The sequence below is a fragment of the Daejeonella sp. genome (assembly GCF_049655485.1).
In the GTDB taxonomy this organism is placed as follows: Bacteria; Bacteroidota; Bacteroidia; order Sphingobacteriales; family Sphingobacteriaceae; genus Daejeonella.
The window spans coordinates 1-11,008 of record NZ_JBASJU010000360.1; the positions used below are offsets into that span (position 1 = coordinate 1).

Below are 11,008 nucleotides of genomic sequence, written 5' to 3' on the forward strand. Positions count from 1 at the left end.
AGAAGCTTGAGTTTCTCGACTTTTGGATCTAATTCCCTGGCTCTATCTTTAGTATTCTCGGCCACGTTGCCTATAAAAGATACTCCTATAATAAGAATTAAAAACAGTGCTAAAACTAATTGCACAGAGGTGTTTCGTTTTATACTCATATATTATTTGATTATTTAATTTTATTATGATAACACCAAGATAAACTAATCAACAAACTCCGACAGAAATTTAGACATTTTATTCCTAATATGTATCGTAAATTAAAATGATAACAATATCCAAATTGATACGAAATCGCATGGCAAGAATGTTCCTGGACTTTCGCTTTTATGCAAAGCCTGAGTTTCCGCAGCAAAAATGCCGCCCATTAGGCGGCATTTTTATTAAGATCCCTGCTAGTTTTGCTATCAAAACTAAGATGTGCAGGATGTCTGTCTGCATTGTGGATAAAGCAAATGGGTAATTTACAAATTCCCCTTTTTCATCTCGCCCACCGCATAATCACAAGCCCTTGCGGTAAAGGCCATGTACGTTAAGGAAGGGTTCTGGCATGCGCTTGAAGTCATAAATGCACCATCAGTAACAAAGACGTTCTTCACATCGTGCATCTGATTCCATTTGTTTAAGACTGAAGTTTTTGGATCATGACCCATACGGGCGGTTCCCATTTCGTGGATGGCCATCCCGGGTATAGCCGGATTGTCGAAGGAACTAATATTTTTCATACCTGCAGCTTCCAGAATCTCAGCAGCGTCATTCTTCATATCGATGCGCATTTTGCGTTCGTTTTCACCGAATTCGCAATCGACAGCAAGCAGCGGCTGGCCCCATTTATCCTTTTTGGTATGGTCGAGGAAAACCCGGTTTTTATATTCAGGTAAATGTTCACCGAAACTCCCAAGACCCATAGACCATGGCCCTGGTTCAGTCATTTCTTCTTTAAAGTCCTGGCCATATCCCATTTCCGGGATCAGTCTTTGCCATCCGCTGCGGCTCGCGCCCCCTCCGTAATGGAAACCACGGACATAATCGCGCTCAGGCTTATCGCCCAGGTTTCGAAAACGAGGTATATACACCCCTATCGGTCGTCTGCCGTAATAGTATTTATCGTCAAAACCTTCGGCCGTTCCCGATGCGCCTACCCGAAAATGATGGTCCATCAGATTGTGACCAAGATGGCCGCTGCTATTACCTATTCCATCCGGGAAAGTATCAGACACTGAATTAAGAAGGATGTGCGTCGTACCAAGTGTCGAAGCATTCATAAAGATCACCTTAGCAAAGTACTCAATGTGCTCATTCGTCTCTGAATCAATTACAAGGACGCCTTTTGCTTTTTGAGTCTCTTTATCGTAGAGTACAGAGTTAACAATAGAAAAAGGGCGAAGGGTGAGGTTACCGGTTGATACGGCTGCGGGCAATGTAGCCGACTGGGTGCTGAAATATGCACCAAACGGACAACCGCGATTACATAGATTCCGGTTTAAACACGATCCTCTGCCGTTATGAGGGACAGTAAGGTTAGCCATCCGGTATACAGTCATCATCCGTGCCTTATTGTAATGCTTTTCAATCCTTTCTTTAACCGCCTTTTCCACACAATTCATTTCGAAAGGCGGTAAGAAAATACCGTCAGGAAGCTGAGGAAGGCCTTCAGCTTGTCCGCTAATTCCTGCAAAACGCTCGACATAATCATACCAAGGCGCTATGTCCTTATAACGCACGGGCCAGTCGACGCCATATCCATCCTTAGCATTTGCTGAAAAATCCATTTCACTTAAACGAAGACAGCCGCGACCCCAGGTAATGGATTTTCCACCGACATGATATCCGCGATACCAATCGAAACGCTTTACCTCAGTATAAGGGCAGTCCACATCATCTACCCAGAATTTTGCATTGTGTTCACCATACTGCCCGCCTCGGGTTTGAACTAAATGACGGCTTCTTTCCTCCGGAGTAATCATGCCACGGTGTTTAAACTCCCATGGTTTCATCAAAGCCGTATCATAATCCTTTACATGCTCTACATTTCGACCACGCTCCAGCATCAGGACTTTTAAGCCCTTTTCGGTTAATTCCTTTGCCGCCCAGCCACCGCTAATACCTGAACCAACCACAATTGCATCGTAGGTATTCTGTTGATTTGCTTTTATATTGATATTCATCGCTATCCTAAAATCCGTTTATCCTAATTAAGTCGCCCATGCTTTTTGCCCCGGTTCCAGGGGTATACAAGCTTCATATTTCCCGGGTATATGCACATAGCGCAAGGCCTGGGTTGCCCCGATTTCGGAAGTATAATACCCAAGGTAAGTCAGTTCGGCCATCAGCTGAAAGAAATGCGAGGGAGCAATCCTTGCTTTCCTACGTGTTTCAGCTTCCGCTTTGAAAAGCCCAAATACTTCTTCGCGCTCTTTAAGCGACAGGGTGGTGAATGATCTTTTAAAATGATTTTGAGAGACTTCTTCCACCCTGGCTAGACCTTCCTGAAAATGATTTTGAACGTCAGCAGTATAGCAATCCTTTAACATCATCACAATGAAGGCGCCTAAGCCGGCCGCTTTTGCACCCGGAACTCCCTTGGAATCGGGAATGAACGTATCTGCAATTTCTGCAATCAAGGCCTCGCTGGACTCCAGTAATTTGAGGTGAATGGTGCCAGGTTCCTCCGGCCGCAGTACATCTGCAAAGGCCCCAAGTCCTGAAGTAGTCAGCGCGCCCCCTAATAACAGGGTCACTCTGCTTATCGCTTCTCTTCTATCCATATATTTTTTCCTTTTCGGGATCGAATTTAGCAAACTGGATTTAATATCGCGGGAAAAATCTGGAAAAGAAGCTTGTAAAGCTGTAATATTTTTGAGGGAAGACGATAGCTTCTTGATTAAAAATTAATCGTATCCTTAAAAAAGGTGACTTTTCCCGTTACGATGTCATGGACCCCTCCAACGATTCCAATCTCTCCGTTTTCGATCATCTCCTTCAAGATTGGGCTACGCTGATTAATTGCTTCAACCGTACGCTTAGTATTGATAATGGCCACATTCTCTACAAATTTGGAATTCCCGGAAGTACGGTTTGCTTTGGTTTCTGTTTCATCATCTACAGCGGGTCTTATTTTTGTGAGCAAGGCTGTCAGGTTACCCATTTCAACGTGATCGCAAGCGCCCTTTATGGCTCCGCATTTTGTATGGCCCAGCACCACGATGATCTTAGAACCAGCTAGCTTGCAGCCAAATTCCATGCTTCCAAGGATGTCCTCGTTTATAATATTGCCAGCAATCCTAACACTAAAGATATCCCCCAATCCCTGGTCGAAAATTAACTCAGCAGATGTTCGGCTATCTATGCAGCTTAGAATCACGGCAAAAGGATGCTGGCCGTCTGAAGTTTCGTTTGCCTGCTGCAAATGGTTTCGGTTTACCTTTAGGTTATTTACAAATCGTTTGTTCCCTTCTTTTAACAGATCCAATGCCATGGCAGGACTTATGGAATCCTGAATTTCTTTTGTAAACGTCTTCATATTCATATAATAGATCCGACAATAACAACGCCTTTTTTCATATTTCGGGTACCGAGTTAAGTGTCCTTTTTTAAAAGTTTAATATAGAGACTAATGCATTATCCCCTGCAATAAAGGTAGGTATCGTGATTGGAATGGCAATCACCCACGCAATTTGTCACTTTCACCGCTGTTCAATTACTCCTGTATAGGTATTTTTGAAAGGCGGTGGAAAGCATATCTTACGGAATGCCGGCATATAAACAAAACGGCAAACCCCCGGTTTACTTCGCGGTTTTAAGAAACACATTGGGTTCTATGCTACTCCAGGCGGGCATACAGAATTTTCCACAGAGCTTGCGTCCTAATATTAGTTGTACTTACAAAAGGATGAATCTAGTATGAAATGAGATTTTGAATTGATATTTGCAGATTATTAAGGATATTTATGACAATTAACAATCATTCATCAACAATTAACTATTCTAAGATGCGAATTCTACTGGTACTATTTTTATTATGTAGCACTGCTGCAGCACAGGAAATCCCGGCACGTTGGGACGAATTAACAGCAAGTGATTTTCCTCTTGCTGTACAAAAGTCAGAGGGTGTATGTATACTCCCAATCGGGATCCTGGAAAAGCATGGTATGCATGTGCCTATGGGCTCTGATTTGATACATGTTCGTGAATGGGCAAACCGTGCAGTGAAGAAGGAATATGCGGTGGTGTTCCCAGACTATTTCTATGGACAGATCAATGAAGCAAGGCATCAGCCAGGAACATTTTCCCTTCCAAGTAATTTAATTATGGACCTGCTTCAGGCTACTGTCGAAGAGATCGCCCGCAATGGTTTCAAGAAAATCGTAATCATCAATGGTCATGGAGGAAATCCAGAATTCATTCGTTTTTTCATGCAGTCGCAGCTTAATAAGAAGCATGACTATGCGCTTTACTTCTTTGAACCTGGACGCGATGAAGCTTTCAATGCCAAGATTTCACAGATGAGAAAAACGCCGCTATCAGATGATCAGCATGCTGGCGAAAAGGAAACATCAATGAATATGTATTACCGCCCTGACCTGGTAAAACTAAACAAGGCTACTGATGAATCGGGGAAAAATCAAGCACGACTGAGCGTCCCCGCCTATACCGCTATAGCGTGGTACTCGAAGTTTCCAAATCATTATGCAGGCGATGGAGCTAAAGGCAGTGTTGAACTTGGAAAACTGTATGCAGATTTTGAGATCGAAGCACTGGCAAAAGGATTAAAACAGATAAAGGCTGACACTAAGACTTTGCAGCTTCAGAACGAGTTCTTTGAAAGGGTTGAAAATCTGAATAAAAAGCCTTAAGCAACAAATCTTACGCTAAATAGCGGGGTGGAATTCGATCATCCCGCTATTTCTCAACTGTCAGATCTTCACTAAACCCAAACACTTTCGACAATTCGTCTGCGTGTTTTTGGGAGCCGCGTCGGCCGCGACATGCCGATTTTTTCAGGCGGTTATCGGTACCCTTCATGTCCATTGCTTACCATAATTCGTTGTATTTAAAATTGTAATCCTCTCTTGAATATATTTTTTTTTAGAAAATAAAATCCGTGCCTCTGCTAATGCCGTATTTCATCTCAACCAAAAAAAATAAATTATGAAGAAGATAATTATCATGGCGATTGCATTAGCAGCTTCTGCAATCAACACAAACAGTTTTGCACAGTCAACAAAAATGGTAGGCGGAGCAGAGATGTATCCAACGAAAGACATCGTAGACAACGCGGTTAATTCAAAAGATCACACTACGCTTGTAGCAGCAGTAAAAGCTGCAGGACTTGTAGAAACATTAAAAAGCGAAGGGCCCTTTACAGTTTTCGCCCCTACAAATGCCGCATTCGATAAACTTCCAGCCGGAACAGTAGGAACATTGGTTAAGCCTGAAAATAAGGCGACCTTAACTAAGATTCTTACCTATCACGTTGTACCAGGCAGACTTAGTGCTAAAAAAATTGCAAAGGCTATCAAAAAGGGCAAAGGAACTGCTGAATTCACAACCGTTAGCGGTGGCAAGATCTGGGCGATGATGAATGGAAACAATTTGGTGCTTAAAGACGAAACTGGTGCTACCTCCACGGTAACAATAGGAGACGTTTTCCAAAGTAATGGTGTTATTCATGTTATCGACTCGGTAATAATGCCAAAATAATTTAAACCAATGATTAACCTGGAGGCCCTGGCTATTGCCGGGGCTTTTTTGTTTTTATGGTATTTTCAAACGGGATGAGTGATGAAATGCATTTCAATTGCATTCAAAGACACATAAATTTCTATTCTTTCGCATTTTCTCCGAAAATTATTCGACCTTAGAGGCAAGGACAAAAATCATTGAGCAGGATTAGCAAAATATCGTTATCAGAGCCCGAATTAATTCAAGCTATTCGAACGAGGGACACTAGAGGAGCCGAAGCATTGTATGATATGTATTCCGCAGCTTTATATGGCGTGATATACAGAATCATACAACACGACGAAATCGCTGAAGATCTATTACAGGAAGCTTTCGTTAAAATATGGAATTCAGCGTCGTCATATGATGAATCAAAAGGAAGACTCTTCACCTGGATGGTGAATATTGCCCGAAATTTATCGATCGATAAGACCCGCTCAAAAGATTTTCGTAACCATTCAAAAACCGAAGACATAGAAAATATCGTATTATCTGTAGACAAAGGTTTTACGACATCATTAAATCCCGAAACTCTTGGCTTAAAAGATCTTGTACAAAAACTAAAGCCCGATCAGAAAGCGATTCTGGATCTGGTCTACTTCAGAGGATTCACACATGTGGAAGCAGCTGAAGAACTGGATATCCCTTTAGGAACTGTAAAAACAAGACTTAGAAATGCAATTATTACGTTAAGAAAGGTATTTAATTAAGTGAACGATTTAAAAACATATTTAGAAAGTGGCATTCTTGAACTTTATGTTCTCGGTGATTTAAGCAACGAGGAGATTCGTGAGGTAGAGGCTACAATAACCAAGTACCCAGAAGTAAGAGCCGAGCTGGAGTCGATAGAAAACGCCTTGCAGGCTTATGCTTTATCTAATGCGATTCAGCCTGCTGATAAGAACAGAAACAGATTTCTAGACTTAATCGATAAATCTGAATCGAAAGAAGCAACGGTTGTTAACTTACAGTCGGCAGCCAAATCATCAAACTTTTATAAATACGCCTTTGCTGCCTCGGTTGCCCTGCTCCTGGTCAGTGTTGTACTTCTCATCAATCTTAACAATCAACTGAAGGAATCCACTACCCAGCTTGCCGTGTTACAGTCTGAAAATCAGCAGTTTTCAAACAGGGTAAATTTCATGGAACAGGAACTGGATGATAGCAAGAAATTCCTTGAGATCTATCAGCAACCTGCCGAATATAAACTGGTTAGCTTGAAGGGCACCTCCAAAGCTCCTGCAGCCAGCCTGACCGTAGCTTTTAGTCCAACTAAGGAGGAAGTAATGATCGACCTCTCATCACTTAACATGCCTTCCAATGATGGAGAACATCAGTATCAGCTTTGGGCTCTTGTAGACGGAAAACCAGTGGACCTCGGAGTGTTTGATTCTACCGAAGACCATTCCGGTATGATTCGAATGAAATCTGTTAAGAGCGCCCAGGCATTTGCGGTTACTCTTGAGCGAAAAGGTGGAAGTGTAAATCCAACGATGGAGCAGATGATGGCGATGGGGAATATCTGACCTCCGACTTCCGACTTCCGACCTCAGACTTCCGACTTCCGACCCCCGAAACAAAAAAGGGCCGAATACTCAGTATTCGACCCTACATCTACCTATGAAAAACATACCCTTTAGGAGGGCATATACCTATATCCAAATGGAATGCCAGACCAAAACCCCTCCCATTCGTTAAAATCAAGCCTAATCGGGATCAATTATTCCCAATTTGAGGATAAAATACCCCAAAAAATGTTCGATTTTCTACACCGATTAATTTTATTTTTTTTTGGCACAGGTGGAATAATCTTTCAGTTAAAGAATTAAACCCGTAAGCGATAGCTTTTTTGATTCAAATTTTTAGTTTAAATGGATTAACGTAACTTTAAGCACCATATAAAAAACATCGATTTCGAGCGTTAAAAATGAACAAATCTTCTTTCAGGCCAATATTTTATCTCATATTCTTTCTCATTGTTCGAGTTTCCTTCCTGCAAGCGCAGACTAACAACTCCCAAAATCCCTCACGAAACGACCATATATTCCCACCATCCAAAGAAGCATCTGCGTTCGTAAGTTATGACCAGCGCGGTTTTATTATCAATGGAGAAAGGACGTTCATCGTTTCTGCTGGGATAGAATACGCCAGGGTGCCGCGTGACTTATGGAAAGACCGGTTACAACGGCTTAAACGGGGCGGATACAACGCTGTGGAGATATATACCTTCTGGAACTTTCATGAGTCGAAAGAGGGAGAATTTAACTTTTCAGGCGATCGGGATTTAAACGCATTTCTTAAACTTGTAAAGGAAATGGACATGTTTGCTATAGTGCGGGTAGGTCCATATTATTGCGGCGAATGGAATTTTGGAGGTTATCCCATTTGGCTTAAGTTTAAACCAGGTCTCGTTGCGCGGAAAGACAACAAACAGTTTCTTGAAGCAACAGATCGATTTTTCGAAAAGCTGATACCCATAGTTTCACAGAATCAAATACACCATGGAGGATCTGTGATAATGGTGCAACTCGAGAATGAACATCCGGAAAGCTGGGGTACTGTAATACCAAATGCTTATTTCAGTCATCTGATTAATAAAACTGTTTCATTAGGATTACAAGTGCCTTATTTCTTTAGTGGACTGCATCCAGGTAACGACCCCGCTAGCAACAGAAAGAATTTTGATGATCCCAAGCGTCCCAATCCATGGTTCTCCACTGAGTTCTGGGGAGTATGGTTTTTCAATTATGGCCCACAACCCCAAGACTCTACAATTTATGACCGCCGAACCTGGAAGATAATTGCACACGGGGGTAACGGTTACAATGTTTATATGGCGCATGGCGGCAGTAATTTCGAGTATAATAATGATCGTGATATGGCTGCTTCATATGATTATGGCGCGGGTGTGGGTCAGGCAGGTGACCTGCGGCCGATATACTATGGATACAAACGAGCTGCATGGTTTGCCCGAAGTTTTCAGGAAATTCTTGCAAATAGCACTGACGGCGGAAGTGAGCATCACTGGGTAACGCGTGATACGTCGATAAATGTAAATTCGCGGATAAGCCCCGCAGGAAACGTTATTTTTATGGACAATCCAGGAAAGCTTCCGCGGAATACCCTAATCTTACCCCCTAACAAAATAAGCGGCGCTTTACCCGTCCCGATAAACATTGCTGCTGGTGAAATAGTACCTGTAATTCAAAATTTCAATATCAATCCAAATATCAAGCTGGAATGGGCTCCCTCCAGGATATACGGTATTTTTCCTCAGAACGAAACGACCACTTTGGTTACATACGGTGATCTTAATTCACCGATCAATCTCTACTTTGACCTAGCGAGTCCAGTTAAAATTATAAAAGGCCTATCGAATTTTATTTCCCAACAATCAAAACTACATTTCTCTGCCTCGGTAAAAGCCCATGAAACTGAGTTTATTATTGAGACGGGCGGTCAAAGGCTTAGAATTCTGGTTATGCAGTCCTCTATGGCAAAACGAACTTGGTTTGTAGAAGGTAAAAACAGTAATTATCTCATCACCGGTCCCTCCTATGTGGCTGATATCCGCGGAAGCGATAATAAGATTGAAGTCTTAACGGAAAAGTCATGGATGGAGAAAGGCTCCATACCTTCTATGGTTTATAAGGCTCAGGGATCTTCCAGTCTGCATAGCCCGCCCCTTGCTCCGGAAAAACGGAAGCTCAGTTTAGCCCTGGCGCCCTGGCAAATGAAACTTGCCACTGAATCAGCCGCTCCTGATTTTGATGACAGGAATTGGAAATCCAGCACCCAGCCGCTGCAAATGGGCGCCGACGGTGATATTACTGCAAATGCCTGGTACCGAACGAAAGTTCAGGTTGATACATCAGGAACCTACACCCTTAGGTTTAAAAATATAAAAGAACGGGCATCACTTTTTATTAACGGCTTGAGACACGATTCGGCACTCAAAGATAAATCATTTACTTTCGACCTGGTGGGCGGTAATCCTCAAACCCTAAGTATTTTCACGGCTCATAACGGGCGAAATAAACTGCTTTTTTACCTTGGCGGATTGGACACGATCGATATGAAAGGTATAAGTGGTCCTGTTATGCTCGAAAGACACGGTAGTAAAAGCCATGGCACTTCTATATCAGGCTGGAAAATGAAAGGGGGGCCGGGCGACTTCAACGCACCTTTTGGATGGACAGAAGCGGGTAAGAAGAATTTTTCTGTCCCAACCTTTTTCAGATCTTCTTTTATCTTACCTGAAAATCCCAGGAATGAAACAACCGTCTGGCGTGTTAATATCACAACAATGGGACACGGATCTGTATGGGTAAATGGCCACAACCTGGGCCGCTATCCTGAGAAAATAAAAGTATTCGGCTTGTATATTCCTGAAGTTTGGCTTAAACCAGGCCTAAATTCTATTGTGGTTTATGATGAGGATGGAATAAATCCAGGAAAGATCGCCGTACAGGCAGAAGTAGAAGCAAGCAGGGATTTACACCTGCTTGCTGAAAAGTAAATTATTTTTTCACGCGGATAAGAGTGCCTTTCATCTCCTGGTCTTGAAAACCAATGAGAATATTGATTGTATCACCCGAAAGCTTTCCCTTAATATGAGAAACAGCAATGCCATTAAAGGACATTTCTTTGAATAGAATGTCGTTTCCAACGATAGTACCATTTGTTAGTGGAGCTTCGCCGATATCAGACAAAATGGTACCAGAAACTTTCCCATTATCTTCTTTAAGATTAACAGTTACATCAAATTGCCCTTCTATCTTTCCTGCCCACTGGCCGTCGACAAGAGAGGCAGCGTAACAAATTGTTGTTACAAAAACACTTAATAGAATGATAGATAAAATCCTTTTCGGTATAGCTCGCATTTGCATTATTTTTTCACCTTGCTTAAGGTAATTTTAACAGGCTGCTCATTGAAAGTAGTGGTTAAAACAAGTTTCTCCCCAACTATTGATCCTTTATAATTAACAGGTTTACCGTTAAACATAGTAGAAAAAGTGATTGCCTCGCCCTCAACTTTTCCGTTAAGGATAGCGTTTTTGCCCATTTGAGCTGCAACGAAAGGGCTGTAACCGCTATCGTCCGGATTCTCGGACTTAGGATTATTATCGATAATAGCTAAGGTTCCTGTTACATCAGTACCAGCTATTTGAATATCAGCTGTGACATTGTATTGCCCTTCAACATATCCTTTCCAGGATCCATCAACTGCTGCGGCTACGAATAGAGCCATAAATAAGAAAAGTGTTCCGGATGTTACTAATAGTTTTTTCAT

At 42.2% G+C, this 11,008-nt stretch carries 10 protein-coding genes; 5 read left to right on the forward strand and 5 right to left on the reverse strand.

Features of this window, described 5'->3' with window-relative positions; genetic code table 11:
• Window positions 1-455: 455 nt before the first annotated feature.
• The 3 genes from WBJ10_RS14585 to WBJ10_RS14595 all read right to left on the reverse strand — a co-directional run bounded on the left by WBJ10_RS14585 (window position 456) and on the right by WBJ10_RS14595 (window position 3,514).
• Window positions 456-2,159: a GMC oxidoreductase gene (locus tag WBJ10_RS14585; protein ID WP_424291559.1), complete on the reverse strand. Its 1,704-nt coding sequence runs from the start codon at window positions 2,157-2,159 to the stop codon at window positions 456-458.
• A gap of 27 nt (window positions 2,160-2,186) precedes the next feature.
• Window positions 2,187-2,759 carry a gluconate 2-dehydrogenase subunit 3 family protein gene (locus WBJ10_RS14590; RefSeq protein WP_424291561.1) on the reverse strand — a complete coding sequence of 191 codons (573 nt, stop codon included), beginning with the start codon at window positions 2,757-2,759 and terminating at the stop codon, window positions 2,187-2,189.
• 116 nt (window positions 2,760-2,875) lie between these two features.
• Complete coding sequence (locus WBJ10_RS14595) at window positions 2,876-3,514, reverse strand: carbonic anhydrase family protein (RefSeq protein WP_424291563.1); 639 nt, start codon at window positions 3,512-3,514, stop codon at window positions 2,876-2,878.
• A gap of 469 nt (window positions 3,515-3,983) precedes the next feature.
• Here WBJ10_RS14595 and WBJ10_RS14600 point away from each other — a divergent pair, with 469 nt between their 5' ends.
• The 5 genes from WBJ10_RS14600 to WBJ10_RS14620 all read left to right on the forward strand — a co-directional run bounded on the left by WBJ10_RS14600 (window position 3,984) and on the right by WBJ10_RS14620 (window position 10,234).
• On the forward strand, window positions 3,984-4,847 hold the full coding sequence (locus WBJ10_RS14600) for a creatininase family protein (protein ID WP_424291565.1): 864 nt from the start codon (window positions 3,984-3,986) through the stop codon (window positions 4,845-4,847).
• Window positions 4,848-5,142: 295 nt separating this feature from the next.
• Entirely contained in the window at window positions 5,143-5,694 is a 552-nt protein-coding gene (locus tag WBJ10_RS14605; protein ID WP_424291567.1) for a fasciclin domain-containing protein, read from the forward strand.
• Window positions 5,695-5,873: 179 nt separating this feature from the next.
• The gene (locus WBJ10_RS14610) at window positions 5,874-6,425 is read left to right on the forward strand and encodes an RNA polymerase sigma factor (RefSeq protein WP_424291569.1); all 552 of its coding nucleotides are present in this window, start codon (window positions 5,874-5,876) and stop codon (window positions 6,423-6,425) included.
• Complete coding sequence (locus WBJ10_RS14615; protein ID WP_424291571.1) at window positions 6,426-7,241, forward strand: anti-sigma factor; 816 nt, start codon at window positions 6,426-6,428, stop codon at window positions 7,239-7,241.
• Between the two features lie 401 nt (window positions 7,242-7,642).
• Complete coding sequence (locus WBJ10_RS14620) at window positions 7,643-10,234, forward strand: beta-galactosidase (RefSeq protein ID WP_424291573.1); 2,592 nt, start codon at window positions 7,643-7,645, stop codon at window positions 10,232-10,234.
• A gap of 1 nt (window position 10,235) precedes the next feature.
• Here WBJ10_RS14620 and WBJ10_RS14625 read toward each other — a convergent pair whose 3' ends face one another.
• Together WBJ10_RS14625 and WBJ10_RS14630 are read right to left on the reverse strand one after the other, a co-directional pair.
• Entirely contained in the window at window positions 10,236-10,598 is a 363-nt protein-coding gene (locus WBJ10_RS14625; protein WP_424291575.1) for a hypothetical protein, read from the reverse strand.
• Window positions 10,599-10,603: 5 nt separating this feature from the next.
• Entirely contained in the window at window positions 10,604-11,008 is a 405-nt protein-coding gene (locus tag WBJ10_RS14630) for a hypothetical protein (protein WP_424291576.1), read from the reverse strand.

Excerpts from the sequence above, each read along its gene's own strand:
- WBJ10_RS14625 (WP_424291575.1), bottom strand. The coding sequence starts at position 10,598 with ATGCGAGCTATACCGAAAAGGATTTTATCTATCATTCTATTAAGTGTT.
- WBJ10_RS14590 (WP_424291561.1), bottom strand. The coding sequence starts at position 2,759 with ATGGATAGAAGAGAAGCGATAAGCAGAGTGACCCTGTTATTAGGGGGC.
- WBJ10_RS14595 (WP_424291563.1), bottom strand. The coding sequence starts at position 3,514 with ATGAAGACGTTTACAAAAGAAATTCAGGATTCCATAAGTCCTGCCATG.
- WBJ10_RS14600 (WP_424291565.1), top strand. The coding sequence starts at position 3,984 with ATGCGAATTCTACTGGTACTATTTTTATTATGTAGCACTGCTGCAGCA.
- WBJ10_RS14585 (WP_424291559.1), bottom strand. The coding sequence starts at position 2,159 with ATGAATATCAATATAAAAGCAAATCAACAGAATACCTACGATGCAATT.
- WBJ10_RS14630 (WP_424291576.1), bottom strand. The coding sequence starts at position 11,008 with ATGAAAAAACTATTAGTAACATCCGGAACACTTTTCTTATTTATGGCT.
- WBJ10_RS14620 (WP_424291573.1), top strand. The coding sequence starts at position 7,643 with ATGAACAAATCTTCTTTCAGGCCAATATTTTATCTCATATTCTTTCTC.
- WBJ10_RS14605 (WP_424291567.1), top strand. The coding sequence starts at position 5,143 with ATGAAGAAGATAATTATCATGGCGATTGCATTAGCAGCTTCTGCAATC.